The organism is Streptomyces sp. NPDC057280, assembly GCF_042668605.1.
GTDB lineage: Bacteria > Actinomycetota > Actinomycetes > Streptomycetales > Streptomycetaceae > Streptomyces.
Genome location: NZ_JBHUYR010000001.1, coordinates 2,150,226 through 2,166,261, shown reverse-complemented (window position 1 = coordinate 2,166,261; position 16,036 = coordinate 2,150,226). Strand labels below are relative to the sequence as shown.

Below are 16,036 nucleotides of genomic sequence, written 5' to 3'. Positions count from 1 at the left end.
CTTTACCACTGACGGTGATTTTACAGTCGACTGTAAAAATGCCGTACGGTGTAATGAGTCGAGCGAGGGGAAGAACGAACATGGCGTCACGCCTGTACACGTGGGCGCGCTGGGCGATACGCCGCCGCGGCCGGGTCGTTGCGGCCTGGGTGCTGCTGCTCGCCGTCGTCGGCGGCCTCGGGATCACCCTGCACGGCAAGGTGACGACCGAGTTCTCGGTGCCGGGCATCGAGTCGCAGCAGGCGCAGGACATGCTGAAGGAGAACTTCCCCGAGGCGGCGGGCGGCGTCGCGCGGGTCGTCTTCGCGGCGCCCGAGGGCGAGAAGCTCACCGGGCCGAAGACCTCGGCGGCCCTGGAGGCGAGCCTGAAGAAGGCCGCCGGGGTGCCCGGTGTGGTGGACGTCGCCGACCCGTTCAAGGCCAGGACCGTCTCCGCCGACCAGCGGATCGGCTACGCGGACGTCCGCTTCGGACAGCAGGCCAGCGACGTGACGCAGGAGGCCAAGGACACCCTGTCGGACGCGATGGCACAGGCCCGCGACGCCGGTCTGGAGGTCGAGTTCGGCGGCTCCGCGATGGAGGCCAAGACCGAGGTCGGCGGACCCGCCGAGATCGTCGGTGTGGTCGTCGCCTTCGCCGTCCTCGCCCTGGCCCTGGGCTCCCTGGTCGCCGCCGGGCTGCCGCTGCTCACCGCGCTGGTGGGGGTGGCGATCGGCGTCCTGGGCGTCGAGTTCATGACCCGGTACGTCGAGATGACGTCCACCGCCACCGTCCTCGCCCTGATGATCGGGCTGGCCGTCGGCATCGACTACGCCCTGTTCATCATCTCCCGCCACCGCGAGCAACTCGCCGACCCCGACCAGGACGTCGAGGACTCCATCGCGCGTGCCGTGGCCACCGCCGGTGGCGCGGTCGTCTTCGCCGGCGCGACCGTCATCATCGCGCTGGCCGCGCTCGCGGTCACCGGCATCCCCTTCCTGACCGTGATGGGTCTGGCCGCCGCGGCCACCGTCGCGCTCGCGGTGCTGGTCGCCGTCAGCCTCGTACCCGCCGCCCTCGGCTTCCTCGGCGAGCGGCTGCGGCCGCGGACCCGGCGGACCGAGGGGCGCGAACGCACGCCCGGCGCCTGGGGGCTGGCCTGGGGACGGGCCGTCACCCGCAAGCCGCTGCTCGTGCTGCTCGCCGGGGTGATCGGCCTGCTCGCGCTCGCCGCGCCCGCCCGCGATCTGCGGCTCGGGCTGCCGAGCAACGCCTCGCAGCCCGTCGACAGCACCCAGCACAAGAGCTACGACCTGCTGACGGACGGCTTCGGCCCCGGCTTCAACGCCACGCTGACGGCCGTCGTCGACCTCGACGGGGTCCCGGCCGGCGACCGTACGACCACCGTGACCGGGCTGCGGACGGCCCTCGCCGGCGACCGAGGGGTGGCGGTCGCCGCCCCGCCCGTCACCAACGCCGACTCCACCCTCGCCGTCATCGCCGTGGTCCCGAAGACCGGGCCCGACGCCCAGGCCACCACCGACCTGGTGCACCGGCTGCGGGAGAACGCGGGCACCGTCGAGAAGGCGGGCGGCACCCTCTACATCGCCGGGCAGACGGCCGCCGCGATCGACGTGGCGGGCAAACTCTCCGACGCGCTGCCGCTGTTCATCGCCATCATCGTGATCCTCGCGCTGATCCTGCTGACCATCGCCTTCCGGTCACTGCTGGTGCCGGTGAAAGCGGCCCTGGGCTTCCTGCTGTCGGTCGCCGCTTCCCTGGGCGCCACAGTCTGGGTCTTCCAGGACGGCCACCTGAACGGCGTCCTCGACATCCCCTCCGCGGGACCGGTCACCAGCTTCCTGCCGGTCCTCCTCATCGGCGTGCTGTTCGGACTGGCCATGGACTACGAGGTGTTCCTCGTCAGCCGCATGCGCGAGCACTACGAGCACACCGGCGACGCCGCCGAGGCCGTGACCCAGGGCATGGCACGCAGCGGACGGGTCGTCAGCGCCGCCGCGCTCATCATGGTCGCGGTCTTCGGAGGGTTCGTCTTCAACCACGACCCGATCATCAAGTCCATCGGTTTCGCCCTGGCGTTCGGTGTGTTCGTCGACGCGTTCGTCGTCCGCATGACCCTCGTGCCCGCGGCCATGGCACTGCTCGGCCGCCGGGCCTGGGGACTGCCGGGCTGGCTGGACCGCGTCACACCGGACGTCGACATCGAGGGGGCGAAGCTGCCGGCACGTGCGGCGGCCGGGGCGGCGGAGGAGGAAGAGGCGGAGCGGGACAAGGCGTCCGTGCGCTGAGTCCGACGCCGACTGTTGGCGAGGGGGTGCCCGGCGGCCACGGGCCGCGTGCCCGAAGGGGCGCCCCCTGTCACCGTCATCTCCCTTCGCGGCCGCCGTCCTGCCGCGCCGCCCACAGACCGCGGACGTGGCCGAGGTGGCGGGTCATGACCTCGTGCACCGCCTTCTCGTCGCGGGCGATCAGCGCGTCGAGGAGTTCGAGGTGCTCCTCGGCGGAGGCCAGCAGCCGGCCCGCCTCCACGAGCGCGGTCAGCCCGTACAGGCGGGAGCGGGCGCGCAGGTCGCGGACGACCTCGACGAGGTGGGCGTTGCCCGCGAGGGCGAGCAGGCCGAGGTGGAAGCGGGTGTCGGCCTCGACGTAGGCGACGAGGTCACCGGCCGCGGCGGCCCGCACGATCTCGCGGGCCGCCGGACGCAGCGCCTCCAGCTGGACCGGGGCCGCGGTCCCGGCCAGGCCCACCACGGTCGGGATCTCGACGAGCCGCCGGACGTGCGTGTACTCGTCGAGCTGCTGGTCGGAGACCTCGCTGACCCGGAACCCCTTGTTGGGGACGGTGTCGACCAGGCCCTCCTTGACCAGGTCCAGCATCGCCTCGCGCACCGGGGTCGCCGAGACGCCGAAGCGGGCGGCGAGGGCCGGCGCGGAGTACACCGCGCCGGGCAGCAGCTCACCGGCGATCAGCGCGGCCCGCAGCGCGTCGGCGACCCGCTCGCGGTAGCTGCTCTTCTTGCCGCCGAGCGTGGGCAGGGCGGGCGTGGCCGGAGCGGCCGGCGGGCTGCTGGGCTGGGTGGCGGCCATGGTGTGGAGTCTCCTCGTGCGGGCGTGAGGCGCCTTGGGCGTGCAATGTCACGCACCACCAGTATCTACGCGGCACACCACAGGGCCGACCCGCGGTCTAGAGGACGAACCCGGCCGGGAACGGGTCGGACGGGTCGAGCAGGTACTGCGCGGTGCCGGTGATCCAGGCACGGCCGGTGAAGCTGGGCAGGACGGCCGGGCGTCCGGCGACCTCCGCGGTGCCGAGGAGGCGGCCGGTGAACCGGGTGCCGATGAAGGACTCGTTCACGAACTCGGTGTGCAGGGGGAGTTCACCGCGCGCGTGCAGCTGGGCCATGCGGGCACTGGTGCCGGTGCCGCAGGGGGAGCGGTCGAACCAGCCGGGGTGGATGGCCATGGCGTGCCGGGAGTGCCGGGCGGTGGCGCCGGGAGCGATCAGATGAACGTGGTGACAGCCGCGGATGGACGGGTCCTCGGGGTGGACGGGCTCCTCCTCGGCGTTGATCGCCGCCATGAGCGACAGCCCGGCGGCGAGGATCTCGTCCTTGCGGGCACGATCGAAGGGCAGGCCGAACTGTTCCAGCGGCAGGATGGCGTAGAAGTTGCCGCCGTACGCCATGTCATAGGTCACCGTGCGCCCGTCGGCGAGCGTGATCTTGCGGTCGAGGGCCACGGAGTACGACGGCACGTTCTGGAGCGTGACCGCCTTCGCGGCGCCGTCCACCACCTCCACCTCGGCGACGACCAGGCCCGCCGGGGTGTCGAGCCGGATGGTGGTGACGGGCTCGACGACCTCGACCATGCCGGTCTCCACGAGCACGGTCGCCACGCCGATCGTGCCGTGCCCGCACATCGGGAGGTACCCGGAGACCTCGATGTAGACCACGCCCCAGTCGCAGTCGGGGCGGGTCGGCGGCTGGAGGATCGCGCCGCTCATCGCGGAGTGCCCGCGCGGCTCGTTCATCAGCAACTGCTTGATGTCGTCGCGGTGTTCACGGAAGTACAGCCGCCGCTCGTTCATCGTGGCGCCCGGGATCGTGCCGATGCCGCCGGTGATCACCCGGGTGGGCATGCCCTCGGTGTGCGAGTCGACGGCGTGCAGGACGAGTTTGCTGCGCATGGTGCGGTCTCCTTCGCGAGCTGCGGGGGCCGGGGGTTACGCGAGTCCGGCGGCGACGGCCTTCTCCGTGGCGGTCCGCACAGTGGCCTCCTGCGCGGGCAGCAGCGGCACCCGCGGCGGCCGGCAGGCGCCGCCGTGCCGGCCGACGATGTCCATGGACAGTTTGATGGCCTGCACGAACTCGACCTTGGAGTCCCAGCGCAGCAACGGGTGCAGTTGCTCGTAGAGCTTCTTGGCGGTGCCGAGGTCCCCGGCGACGGCCGCGCGGTACAGCTCGACGCTCGCGCGCGGCAGCGCGTTCGGGTAGCCGGCGACCCAGCCCACCGCCCCGGCGACCGCCAGCTCCAGCAGGACGTCGTCGGCACCGATCAACAGGTCCAGCTCCGGGGCGAGTTCGGCGAGCTGGTAGGCCCGCCGGACATCGCCGGAGAACTCCTTGACGGCCTGGATGTGTCCCTCGCCGTGCAGCTTCGCCAGCAGCTCCGGCACCAGGTCGACCTTGGTGTCGATCGGGTTGTTGTACGCCACCACCGGCACGCCCGCCTTCGCGACCTCGGCGTAGTGCGCCAGCACCGAACGCTCGTCGGCGCGGTACGCGTTGGGCGGCAGCAGCATCACCGCGGCACACCCGGCGTCCCGCGCCTGCTCGGCCCAGCGGCGGGATTCGGCCGAGCCGTAGGCGGCGACCCCCGGCATCACCCGCTCCCCGCCGATCGCGGCCACGGCCGTCTCGACGACCCTGGCGCGCTCCTCGGGGGTGAGCACCTGGTACTCGCCGAGGGAGCCGTTCGGCACGACGCCGTCGCAGCCGTTCTCGACCAGCCAGGCGCAGTGCTCGGCGTACTTGTCGTAGTCGACGGAGAGGTCGTCGCCCAGCGGCAGCGCGGTGGCGACGAGGACACCGCGCCAGGGGCGGGTCTGCGGGGTGGTGGTCATCGGGAGCCCTCCTTTGATGGGGTGTGACATGGCACTGATATGTAGGGCTAGACGTCGGTCTCCGGCAGGACGGCCTCCGGGGCCTCCCCGGCCCGGGCGAGCACGCCCAGCGGTACCGGGCGGGCGAACGGCCGGCGTGCGGCCGTCTCGGGGCAGCCGGCCAGCCCGGCCACCGCCGAACCGCACATCCGCCCCTGGCACCAGCCCATCCCGGCCCGCGTCAGCAGCTTCACGGTCCGCTGGTCCCCGGCGCCCAGCCCGGTCACGGCCTCGCGGATCGCGCCGCCGGTCACCTCCTCGCAGCGGCACACCACCGTGTCGTCGGTGATCTGCCCGGTCCAGTGCGCGGGCGGCGCGCAGACCTCGTCGAGCGCGGCGAAGAACCTCCGGAGCGCCGTACGGGCCCGCGCCGCACCGGCCCAGTCGTGCGGGTCCGGCTCGACTCCCGTCAGGCGTGCGGCGATCGACCGCCCGGCGATGTGCCCCTCGGCGAGCGCGAGAGCCGCGCCCCCGATGCCGGTGGCCTCGCCCGCCGCCCACACGCCCGGCACATCGGTGCGCTGCTCGTCGTCCACGTGCACCGCGGTCCCGTCGATCCGGCAGCCCAGCCCCTGGGCGAGATCGGTGTGCGGCAGCATGCCGTGGCCGACGGCCAGGGTGTCGCAGCCGATACGGCGTCCGGTGCCGGGCCGGACCCGTCCGGAGCGGTCGAGCGCGGCGACGGTCACGGCCTCCAGCCGGTCCGTGCCGTGGGCCTCGACCACGGTGTGGTGGACCAGGGTGCGCACCCGGTGCCGGGCCAACCGGGCGGCATACCGGGCGCCTTCGGCGAGCTTGGCGGGTCGGGCGGACAGCGCGCGTGACCGTCGTACGAAGTCCCGGGGGTCGGCGGACTCCACCAGCGCCGCCACCCGGACGCCCGCCGCCGCGAGCCCGGTGGCGACGGGCAGGAGCAGCGGCCCGGTCCCGGCGACGACGGCGGTGCGTCCGCTCACCGAGAGGGTGCCCTTGAGCAGGGCCTGCGCGCCGCCCGCGGTGACGACACCCGGCAGGGTCCAGCCGGGGAAGGGCAGCACCTTCTCGTAGCCACCGGTGGCCAGCAGTACGGCGTCCGCGCGCACCTCGGCCGGTTCGGTCTCCTCCGGCCCGAGCAGCGCGTGCACGGTGAACCCACCGGAGCGCCGCTCGACGAGCCAGACGTGATGGTCGGTCAAGTGCACGACAAAACCCCGGTGTTGATGCTCCCGCAGGCCGTCCCGCAGTCGCTCCCAGGTCCGCCACTCGTGGTGCAGGGCCTCGGGGTGTCGTGCGCGGAGCTCGCGGGCGGGCTGCCGGTAGAACTGGCCGCCCGCCTCGGGCGCCGAGTCGACGAGGGTGACCCGTAGGCCGTGCCGGGCGGCCGCCAGCGTGGCGGCCAGCCCCGCGGGGCCGGCGCCGATCACCGCCAGATGCAGCCGTTCAGACGTCATGACCCGTCCCCTCCTGTGTGCGGATCGCGTCGCCCGGCTTCAGCGGAACGAGACAAGCCCTTTGGTTGGGGCGGTCGTTGACGGTGACCAGGCAGTCGTAGCAGACGCCGATGCCGCAGAAGACGCCCCGCGGACGCCCCTCGCCGCGGGTGCTCCGCCACGAGGTGATCCCGGCCGTCCAGAGCGCGGCGGCGACGGTCTGGCCGGGCAGCGCCTCGATCGCGCGCCCGTCGAGCGTGACGGTGAACGGGGGCCCGGGACGGGCCCGGACCAGCTCCAGCGGGTTCACACGTCCTCCTCGGTGGGCGCGAAGCGGTCGGGACGGAACGGCGTCAGATCCAGCGCGGGCGCCTTGCCGCTCAGCACCTCGGCGATCAACTGCCCGGTCCCGGTGGCGAGTCCGATGCCGGCGCCCTCGTGCCCACAGGCGTGGACGAGGCCGGGGACGCGTGGATCGGGGCCGATCGCGGGCAGGTGGTCGGGCATGTACGGGCGGAAGCCGAGGTAGGTGCGCATCGCCCGGACGTCCTGCAGGAACGGGAACAGCCGGGTCGCGCCCGCCGCCAGCGCCCGTACGGCGGGCAGTGAGAAGGAGCGGTCGAAGCCGACCCGCTCCCGGCTCGCGCCGATCAGGACCGGCCCGGCGGCCGTGCCCTCCACCACCGGCGAGGTCTGCAGCGCCGCCGAGTCGCTGGCCACGTCGGCCACATAGTCGGCGGCGTACACCTTGTGCCGGACCCGGCGCGGCAGCGGCTCGGTGACCAGGACGAAGCCGCGCCGCGGGAGGACGGGCAGGTGCACGCCGGCGAGCGCGGCGAGTTCGCCGCCCCAGGTGCCGGCCGCGTTCACGACCGTCGGCGCGTGGATCTCGCCCCGCTCGGTGCGCACCCCGCGCACGGCACCGTCGGCGCCGCGCGGTACGTCGATCACGTTCCAGCCGGTCAACAGGCGTGCGCCTGAAGCGCGTAGGAGGTGCGCGGCGGCCAGGGTCGGCATCACCTGGGCGTCCTGGGGGTAGAGCACGCCACCGGCCGTGTCCGGCGTCAAGTACGGCTCCAGCTCACGGAGTTGATGAGCATCGACGCTCAGCGCCTCGACCCCGGCCGCCCGTTGCCCGGCGGCGAACCCCTCCAGGGCGGTGAGCCCCTCGGGTGTGGAGGCGACGACGACGCCACCCTTGGGTTCGTACTCGAAGGCGGCCCCCAGCCCCGGCTCGGCGGCCAGTTCGCCCCACAACCGACCCGACAGCAGGGCGAGTTCGAGCTCGGGCCCCGGCTCCTTGTCGGAGACCAGCAGATTGCCCTCACCCGCACCGGTCGTGCCCCCGGCCACCGGGCCGCGGTCCACCACGGTGACGTCCAGGCCGGCACGAGAGGCGTACAGGGCACAGGCCGCGCCCGCCATCCCGGCTCCGACTACCACGACGTCGCAGGTCAGTCGCTTGGTCACGCCAGTACTATGTCACATGCCGCTGTGCTCGAGGAAGAGCCGACGCTCGTGATGTGGTGGTGGGCGGCGGCGGCTCAACACGCACGAACGCCGCCGCACCCCACGCGAAGGGGTGCGGCGGCATTCGGTGGTTCTCGGTGCGACTCAGATGTCGCGGAAGATCTCGATCTGCGCCCCGATGCTGTTGAGCCGCTCGGCGAGGTCCTCGTAACCCCGGTTGATGACGTACACGTTCCGCAGCACGGACGTGCCCTCCGCCGCCATCATCGCCAGCAGGACGACCACGGCGGGGCGGAGCGCCGGCGGGCACATCATCTCGGCGGCGCGCCAGCGGGTCGGGCCCTCGACCAGCACGCGGTGCGGGTCCAGCAACTGGAGCCGGCCGCCGAGACGGTTGAGGTCCGTCAGGTAGATCGCACGGTTGTCGTAGACCCAGTCGTGGATCAGCGTCTTGCCCTGCGCGGAGGCCGCGATGGCCGCGAAGAACGGGACGTTGTCGATGTTCAGGCCCGGGAACGGCATCGGGTGGATCTTGTCGATCGGCGCTTCGAGCTTGCTCGGGCGGACCGTCAGGTCGACCAGGCGGGTACGGCCGTTGTCGGCGGAGTACTCCGGCGTGCGGTCGTGGTCGAGGCCCATCTCCTCCAGGACCGCGAGCTCGATCTCCAGGAACTCGATGGGCACCCGGCGGACCGTCAGCTCCGACTCCGTGACCACCGCGGCGGCCAGCAGGCTCATCGCCTCGACCGGGTCCTCGGAGGGGGAGTAGTCGACGTCCACGTCGATGGTCGGCATGCCGTGCACCGTGAGGGTGGTGGTGCCGATGCCCTCGACCTTGACGCCGAGCGCCTCCAGGAAGAAGCAGAGGTCCTGGACCATGTAGTTGGAGGACGCGTTGCGGATGACCGTCACGCCGTCGTGCCGCGCGGCGGCCAGCAGCGCGTTCTCGGTCACGGTGTCGCCGCGCTCGGTCAGCACGATCGGGCGGTCCGGCGAGATCGAGCGGTCCACCTGCGCGTGGTAGAGCCCCTCGGTCGCCGCGATGTCGAGGCCGAAGCGGCGCAGCGCGATCATGTGCGGCTCGATGGTCCGCGTCCCGAGGTCGCAGCCACCGGCGTACGGCAGTTTGAAGGCGTCCATGCGGTGCAGCAGCGGGCCGAGGAACATGATGATCGAGCGGGTGCGGCGGGCCGCGTCCGCGTCGATCGCGGCCATGTCCAGCTGGGCGGGCGGCACGATCTCCAGGTCGACGCCCTCGTTGATCCAGCGGGTGCGCACGCCGATGGAGTTGAGCACCTCCAGCAGGCGGTAGACCTCCTCGATGCGGGCGACCCGGCGCAGCACTGTGCGCCCCTTGTTGAGCAGAGAGGCGCACAGCAGTGCCACGCACGCGTTCTTGCTGGTCTTGACGTCGATGGCGCCGGACAGCCGGCGCCCGCCGACGACTCGCAGGTGCATCGGGCCCGCGTAGCCCAGGGAGACGATCTCGCTCTCCAGGGCTTCACCGATTCGAGCGATCATCTCAAGGCTGATGTTCTGGTTGCCGCGCTCGATGCGGTTGACGGCGCTCTGGCTGGTGCCGAGCGCCTCCGCGAGCTGCGACTGTGTCCAGCCACGGTGTTGCCGGGCGTCACGGATGAGCTTGCCGATGCGTACGAGGTAATCGTCTGCCATGAGGTTGAGGCTATCTCAGATATGAGATGGCACATTCTGATGGGGCCATTCGGGTGATGCCCCGTCAATGCCGCTTATGGGTACGGGTGCGACGCCATCCGAAAGGTCCGGGCAAATCGACCGATGTCGTACGACGTCCGGTGCTGCTGTGAGTGTGGCGCGGACCGTTCTTTCCGCCGCCGGTGGTGATGGACCAGGAGTGCCGGTTGATGTTCAGTCGTACGCCGGGCAGGATGCGGAAACTCTTGCGGAACGTCAGGGGCATGCGTACGCCTCCTTCCGGGGGTCTGGGAACGTACCTGTCGGTTACCCCGACTTGGCGTACTGATGGCAGAGCTCGACCGGCTCCTCGAAGGTGACCGATGTCACCGGGGTGGTGGTGACGAGGTACCGGTGCCGTGACGCCTGACCGCCCTCCGTCCGCAACTCCCGCAGTTCGCACTCGGACGTCTCCATGACGCCGTAGTCGTACGGGGCGCTGCTCCAGTGCCCGATGAGCACCTCGTCGAGGCCGGTACGGCTGCCGGTGGCGTCCTCTTCGGCGAGCCGGCGCCGTGCGGCGACCGCCGTGTCGCCGAACGCGACGACCCGCGAGCCGTGCAGGAGCGCACCGAGGTCGCCCGCCAACTCGATGCCGACGTACGGGATGCCGTCCCGGGAGACGTCGTGCAGGTGCAGGCCGGTCGGGTGGGCGGTGGCGTCGATGGCGGCCGCGGCCGTGAGGTCGTCCGGACGCAGGGTGTGGATGAGGTGGGCGCGCAGCGCGGGCCGGAGTCCGGCCGTCATCTCGGGCAGGTGCCGGACGACCCACTCGGCACGGCTCACGAGTCGTCCCCCACGCGCTTGGGTCTGCCCGCGCCGAAGGGGCCGTCCCGCCGGATAATCACACGGTGAGCCTAGAGGTCGTGTGAGGCGTCACAAACGGAGGCCGGGCATGACCTGTCCGACCCCATGTACTAGAGTTATCTCGACATCGAGATATCTGCCGAGGCGTACCGCAGCCGCCACCCCTGGTTAGGGTTACCTAACTTAGCCTGACCTTAGCGGATCGGCCAAGTCGTCGTGGCGGCAGGATGCGGTGGGAACGCGCACATCAATGAAGGAGACTGTCGTGTCGGCGAACAGCTTCGACGCCCGCAGCACGCTGCAGGTGGGCGACGAGTCGTACGAGATCTTCCGGCTGGACAAGGTGGAAGGCTCGGCTCGCCTTCCGTACAGCCTCAAGGTTCTGCTGGAGAACCTGCTCCGTACCGAGGACGGCGCGAACATCACCGCCGACCACATCCGTGCCCTCGGCGGCTGGGACTCCCAGGCCCAGCCGTCCCAGGAGATCCAGTTCACGCCCGCCCGCGTGATCATGCAGGACTTCACCGGCGTGCCCTGTGTCGTCGACCTCGCCACCATGCGTGAGGCCGTCAAGGCCCTCGGCGGCGACCCGGCCAAGGTCAACCCGCTCTCCCCGGCCGAGATGGTCATCGACCACTCCGTCATCGCCGACAAGTTCGGCACCAACGACGCCTTCAAGCAGAACGTCGACCTGGAGTACGGCCGCAACAAGGAGCGCTACCAGTTCCTGCGCTGGGGCCAGACCGCCTTCGACGACTTCAAGGTCGTCCCCCCGGGCACCGGCATCGTCCACCAGGTCAACATCGAGCACCTCGCCCGTACGGTCATGGTGCGCAACGGCCAGGCCTACCCCGACACCCTCGTCGGCACCGACTCGCACACCACCATGGTCAACGGCCTCGGTGTGCTGGGCTGGGGCGTCGGCGGCATCGAGGCCGAGGCCGCGATGCTCGGCCAGCCGGTCTCGATGCTCATCCCGCGCGTCGTCGGCTTCAAGCTGACCGGTGAGCTCACCCCGGGCACCACCGCCACCGACCTCGTGCTCACCATCACCGAGATGCTGCGCAAGCACGGCGTCGTCGGCAAGTTCGTCGAGTTCTACGGTGAGGGCGTCGCCGCCACCTCGCTGGCCAACCGCGCCACCATCGGCAACATGTCGCCGGAGTTCGGTTCGACCGCCGCGATCTTCCCGATCGACGCCGAAACGATCAACTACCTCAAGCTCACCGGCCGCTCCGAGCAGCAGCTCGCGCTCGTCGAGGCGTACGCCAAGGAGCAGGGCCTCTGGCTCGACCCGGCCGCCGAGCCCGACTTCTCCGAGAAGCTGGAGCTCGACCTCTCCACGGTCGTCCCCTCCATCGCCGGCCCGAAGCGCCCGCAGGACCGCATCGTCCTCGCGAACGCCGCCCAGCAGTTCAAGTCGGACGTCCTCAACTACGTCGACGCCGTGGACGAGGCGGGCAAGGAGTCCTTCCCGGCCTCCGACGCCCCCGCGGTCGCCCCCAACGGCGTCCCGTCCAACCCGGTCACGGTGACCGCCCCCGACGGCTCGACGTACGAGCTCGACCACGGCGCGGTGACGGTCGCGGCCATCACCTCCTGCACCAACACCTCCAACCCGTACGTCATGGTCGCCGCCGCGCTCGTCGCGAAGAAGGCCGTGGAGAAGGGCCTGACCCGCAAGCCGTGGGTCAAGACCACCCTCGCCCCAGGCTCCAAGGTCGTCACCGACTACTTCGACAAGGCGGGGCTCACCCCCTACCTCGACAAGGTCGGCTTCAACCTGGTCGGTTACGGCTGCACCACCTGCATCGGCAACTCCGGCCCGCTGCCGGAGGAGGTCTCCAAGGCCGTCAACGACCACGACCTGGCCGTGACCTCGGTCCTCTCGGGCAACCGCAACTTCGAGGGCCGTATCAACCCCGACGTCAAGATGAACTACCTGGCCTCCCCGCCGCTGGTCGTCGCGTACGCCCTCGCGGGCTCCATGAAGGTGGACATCACCAAGGACGCCCTCGGCACCGACCAGGACGGCAAGCCGGTCTTCCTCGCCGACATCTGGCCCTCCGAGGCCGAGGTCAACGACGTCGTCGCCAACGCCATCGGCGAGGACATGTTCTCCAAGTCCTACCAGGACGTCTTCGCGGGCGACGCCCAGTGGCAGGCCCTGTCGATCCCGACCGGCGACACCTTCGAGTGGGACCCGGAGTCGACGTACGTCCGCAAGCCCCCGTACTTCGAGGGCATGACCATGGAGACCACCCCGGTCTCCGACATCACGGGCGCCCGCGTCCTGGCCAAGCTCGGCGACTCGGTCACCACCGACCACATCTCGCCCGCCGGTGCCATCAAGGCCGACACCCCGGCCGGCAAGTACCTCACCGAGCACGGTGTGGAGCGTCGTGACTTCAACAGCTACGGCTCCCGCCGCGGCAACCACGAGGTCATGATCCGCGGTACGTTCGCCAACATCCGCCTGCGCAACCAGATCGCGCCGGGCACCGAGGGCGGCTACACCCGCGACTTCACGCAGGACGGCGGCCCGGTCTCCTTCATCTACGACGCGTCGCAGAACTACCAGGCCGCCGGCATCCCGCTGGTCATCCTGGGCGGCAAGGAGTACGGCTCCGGCTCGTCCCGCGACTGGGCCGCCAAGGGCACCGCGCTCCTCGGCGTCAAGGCCGTCATCACCGAGTCGTACGAGCGCATCCACCGCTCGAACCTCATCGGCATGGGCGTCCTGCCGCTGCAGTTCCCGGCCGGCCAGAACGCCGACTCCCTCGGCCTGACCGGCGAGGAGACCTTCACCATCACCGGCGTGACCGAGCTGAACAACGGCACCACCCCGAGCACGGTCAAGGTCACCACCGACACGGGCGTCGAGTTCGACGCGGTCGTCCGCATCGACACCCCCGGTGAGGCCGACTACTACCGCAACGGCGGCATCATGCAGTACGTGCTGCGCAGCCTGATCCGCAAGTAAGCGGCTCAGTACGGCACTCGAGGGCCGCACCCCTGGTCACCAGGGGTGCGGCCCTCGGCAGTTCACGGACGCCCGCCCATCGCCGGTCCTCAGGCTGAACACAGGATTCCCCCAGCTCACGGGGACAGAATCGGGACATGACTGGCACCCCTGGGTACCGCAAAGGCCGCGTCCGCGTGCTCATCGTCGACGACGAGCCCGCACTCACCGACGTGCTCTCCGTGGCCGTCGAGGAGGCGGGCTGGCGGGCCTACCCGGCGGCGGACGGACAGAGCGCGCTGAAGGCCGCCCGCGGCTGCGCCCCGCACGCCGTCGTGCTCGACGGGATGCTCCCCGACCTCGACGGCCTCCAGGTGCTGCGCCGCCCGCGGTACGAGAATCCGCGGCTGCCCGTCCTCATGCTCACCGCGCGCGACGCCCTGGAGCACCGGCTCGACGGGCTCGGCGCCGGCGCCGACGACTACGTCACCAAGCCGTTCTCCCTGGAGGAGGTCGTGCTGCGGCTGCGCGGACTGCTGCGCCGGGCGGACGCCCGGCACACCCGCGCCGACCCGACCGTACGGGTCCTCGGCGACCTGGTCCTCACCGAGGAGACCCGCGAGGTGCACCGCGCGGCCACGCCGATCCAGCTCACCGCCAAGGAGTTCGACCTGCTCAGCCTGCTGATGGACCATCCGCGGCAGGTGCTGAGCAAGGCGCAGATCATCGACCACGTCTGGAGCAGCTCCTTCGACGGCGGCGGCAACCTCGTCGAGGTCTACATCTCCAGCCTCCGCCGCAAGATCGACCGCGGCCGGGCGCCGATGATCCACACCGTGCGCGGCCTCGGCTACGCCATCAGGCCGGCGGAGGACGGCAGATGACCGCCCGGCGGCGACTGCGCTCGATGCGCTCGCGCCTGCTGCTGTTCATCTCCCTCGCCCTGGTCGCCGTGTGCGCGGCGATGGCGCTCACCACCGTGTTCGTCCAACGCGCCTATCTGTACGGCAACTTGGACGACCGCGTCGGCGACGCCGTCGAGCGCTGCCTGGGCGGCGCGGCGCTGCAACCCCGGCTCACCGCCGACCTCGGCTTCCTGCACGAACAGGGCCACCCGACCGGCATGGTGGCCGCGCGGCTCGACGCCGACGGCGACATCGTCAGCGCGGCGGTCGTGGCGCGGGAGAACACGACCCGGCGGCTCACCACCGAACAGCGCGCCGCCCTCGCGGACATCGAGGCCGACGGGTCGATGCACACCCGGACGGTGCCCGGCCTCGGCACCTACCGGATCACCGCGCTCGACCGCGACGGCATCCGGGTCCTCGTCGGTCTCCCGATGGACGACGTGCGGCAGATGATCCGGGGGATGGTCCTCGCGGAGGCGGTCATCGCGGCGGTCGGGCTCAGCGCCGCCGGATGCGTGTGCGCGGTCGTCATCCGCCGTCAGCTGCGCCCCCTCGGCCGCGTCGCCGGGACCGCGGTCGAGGTCTCCCGTGCCCCGCTGGGCAGCGGCCGGGTGGGCGACCTCACCCGCGTCCCCGAACGCGACACCGACCCCGACAGCGAGGCCGGTCAGGTCGGCGCCGCCCTCAACCGCATGATCGACCATGTCGAGTCGTCGCTGACCGAACGCCTGCGCACCGAGGAACGCATGCGCCGCTTCCTCTCCGACGCCAGCCACGAACTGCGCACACCGCTCGCCTCGATCGCGGGCTACGCCGAGCTCATGAACCGCGGCACCGACCGCATCGAACCCGGCACGGCCTGGCGGCGCGTCTCGGCCGAGTCGGCACGGATGACGGTCCTGGTGGAGGACCTGTTGCTGCTGGCCCGCCTGGACGAGGGCCGCCCGCTGCAGTCCGCCGAGGTCGATGTCGCGGCGCTGGTCGCGGAGGCGGTGTGGGACGCGCGGGCCGCGGGCGACAGCCATGACTGGCAGCTTGAACTCACCCTGGACGCGGAGCCGTTGGTGACCGGCGACGAGGCCCGTCTGCACCAGGTGGTCGCCAACCTCCTGGCCAACGCACGCGTGCACACGCCGCCGGGCACGAGGGTCGTCGCGGTCGTCGACACCAGGGGCGCCCACTGCGCCGTCCGCGTCCGCGACAACGGCCCCGGCATCCCGCCCGCCCTGCTCCCCACGGTCTTCGAACGCTTCACCCGAGCCGACGCGTCCCGTACCAGGGCAGGTGGGCTGGAGGGCGGTTCGGGGCTCGGGCTGGCGATCGTCGCGGCGATCACGGCGGCACACGGCGGGCGCATCGACGTCGAAAGCACGCCGGGACGCACGGAGTTCACGGTACGACTGCCGTTGGCGCCACAGACTCCGCTGGCGCTGTCGGGGGAGGGGGCCAGGGCTCGATGAGACGCGGTCGCTCGTGCCGCACGGCCGCCCGCCTGAACTGCCGTGGTCCTACGGCGATATCGAGACGCACGATGCCGAGACGCACGATGCCGAGGCGAACGATGCCGAGACGCACGATGCCGAGACGAACGGTTTCGGGACGCACG

Annotated in this window: 13 protein-coding genes; 4 read left to right on the top strand and 9 right to left on the bottom strand. The window is 71.5% G+C overall.

Going from position 1 to position 16,036, the window contains the following annotated elements:
* Positions 1–80: 80 nt before the first annotated feature.
* Positions 81–2,288: an MMPL family transporter gene (locus ACFUO4_RS09755; protein WP_383481843.1), complete on the top strand. Its 2,208-nt coding sequence runs from the start codon at positions 81–83 to the stop codon at positions 2,286–2,288.
* Between the two features lie 76 nt (positions 2,289–2,364).
* Here the strand turns inward: ACFUO4_RS09755 and ACFUO4_RS09750 are convergent, their stop codons facing one another.
* The 9 genes from ACFUO4_RS09750 to ACFUO4_RS09710 form a co-directional block, all read right to left on the bottom strand.
* Entirely contained in the window at positions 2,365–3,087 is a 723-nt protein-coding gene (locus ACFUO4_RS09750) for a GntR family transcriptional regulator (RefSeq protein ID WP_383481840.1), read from the bottom strand.
* Between the two features lie 97 nt (positions 3,088–3,184).
* Positions 3,185–4,186, bottom strand: coding sequence for a proline racemase family protein (locus ACFUO4_RS09745; protein ID WP_383481837.1), 1,002 nt, complete (start codon positions 4,184–4,186; stop codon positions 3,185–3,187).
* Between the two features lie 36 nt (positions 4,187–4,222).
* Complete coding sequence (locus ACFUO4_RS09740; protein ID WP_383481834.1) at positions 4,223–5,122, bottom strand: dihydrodipicolinate synthase family protein; 900 nt, start codon at positions 5,120–5,122, stop codon at positions 4,223–4,225.
* A gap of 47 nt (positions 5,123–5,169) precedes the next feature.
* Positions 5,170–6,591 carry an FAD-dependent oxidoreductase gene (locus ACFUO4_RS09735; protein WP_383481831.1) on the bottom strand — a complete coding sequence of 474 codons (1,422 nt, stop codon included), beginning with the start codon at positions 6,589–6,591 and terminating at the stop codon, positions 5,170–5,172.
* The gene (locus ACFUO4_RS09730) at positions 6,581–6,880 is read right to left on the bottom strand and encodes a (2Fe-2S)-binding protein (RefSeq protein ID WP_079310026.1); all 300 of its coding nucleotides are present in this window, start codon (positions 6,878–6,880) and stop codon (positions 6,581–6,583) included. Before ACFUO4_RS09730 ends, ACFUO4_RS09735 begins: the two co-directional genes overlap by 11 nt.
* The gene (locus ACFUO4_RS09725) at positions 6,877–8,040 is read right to left on the bottom strand and encodes an FAD-binding oxidoreductase (protein ID WP_079310025.1); all 1,164 of its coding nucleotides are present in this window, start codon (positions 8,038–8,040) and stop codon (positions 6,877–6,879) included. Before ACFUO4_RS09725 ends, ACFUO4_RS09730 begins: the two co-directional genes overlap by 4 nt.
* A gap of 144 nt (positions 8,041–8,184) precedes the next feature.
* Entirely contained in the window at positions 8,185–9,714 is a 1,530-nt protein-coding gene (locus tag ACFUO4_RS09720; RefSeq protein ID WP_383481827.1) for a helix-turn-helix domain-containing protein, read from the bottom strand.
* A 64-nt stretch (positions 9,715–9,778) separates the two neighbouring features.
* Entirely contained in the window at positions 9,779–9,979 is a 201-nt protein-coding gene (locus ACFUO4_RS09715; protein WP_079310023.1) for a DUF4236 domain-containing protein, read from the bottom strand.
* Between the two features lie 41 nt (positions 9,980–10,020).
* Positions 10,021–10,539, bottom strand: coding sequence for a hypothetical protein (locus tag ACFUO4_RS09710; RefSeq protein WP_383481823.1), 519 nt, complete (start codon positions 10,537–10,539; stop codon positions 10,021–10,023).
* 286 nt (positions 10,540–10,825) lie between these two features.
* Here ACFUO4_RS09710 and acnA point away from each other — a divergent pair, with 286 nt between their 5' ends.
* The 3 genes from acnA to ACFUO4_RS09695 all read left to right on the top strand — a co-directional run bounded on the left by acnA (position 10,826) and on the right by ACFUO4_RS09695 (position 15,890).
* Positions 10,826–13,543, top strand: coding sequence for an aconitate hydratase AcnA (gene acnA / locus ACFUO4_RS09705; protein WP_383481820.1), 2,718 nt, complete (start codon positions 10,826–10,828; stop codon positions 13,541–13,543).
* Between the two features lie 137 nt (positions 13,544–13,680).
* Positions 13,681–14,406 (top strand): response regulator transcription factor, encoded by a 726-nt coding sequence (locus ACFUO4_RS09700; RefSeq protein WP_383481817.1) that lies wholly within the window; start codon positions 13,681–13,683, stop codon positions 14,404–14,406.
* Positions 14,403–15,890: a sensor histidine kinase gene (locus tag ACFUO4_RS09695; protein WP_383481814.1), complete on the top strand. Its 1,488-nt coding sequence runs from the start codon at positions 14,403–14,405 to the stop codon at positions 15,888–15,890. The genes ACFUO4_RS09700 and ACFUO4_RS09695 overlap by 4 nt, the downstream gene beginning before the upstream one ends.
* Positions 15,891–16,036 lie beyond the last annotated feature (146 nt).

Coding starts and splice junctions, on each gene's coding strand:
- ACFUO4_RS09755 (WP_383481843.1), top strand. CDS start 81: ATGGCGTCACGCCTGTACACGTGGGCGCGCTGGGCGATACGCCGCCGC.
- ACFUO4_RS09750 (WP_383481840.1), bottom strand. CDS start 3,087: ATGGCCGCCACCCAGCCCAGCAGCCCGCCGGCCGCTCCGGCCACGCCC.
- ACFUO4_RS09745 (WP_383481837.1), bottom strand. CDS start 4,186: ATGCGCAGCAAACTCGTCCTGCACGCCGTCGACTCGCACACCGAGGGC.
- ACFUO4_RS09740 (WP_383481834.1), bottom strand. CDS start 5,122: ATGACCACCACCCCGCAGACCCGCCCCTGGCGCGGTGTCCTCGTCGCC.
- ACFUO4_RS09735 (WP_383481831.1), bottom strand. CDS start 6,591: ATGACGTCTGAACGGCTGCATCTGGCGGTGATCGGCGCCGGCCCCGCG.
- ACFUO4_RS09720 (WP_383481827.1), bottom strand. CDS start 9,714: ATGGCAGACGATTACCTCGTACGCATCGGCAAGCTCATCCGTGACGCC.
- ACFUO4_RS09715 (WP_079310023.1), bottom strand. CDS start 9,979: ATGCCCCTGACGTTCCGCAAGAGTTTCCGCATCCTGCCCGGCGTACGA.
- ACFUO4_RS09700 (WP_383481817.1), top strand. CDS start 13,681: ATGACTGGCACCCCTGGGTACCGCAAAGGCCGCGTCCGCGTGCTCATC.
- ACFUO4_RS09695 (WP_383481814.1), top strand. CDS start 14,403: ATGACCGCCCGGCGGCGACTGCGCTCGATGCGCTCGCGCCTGCTGCTG.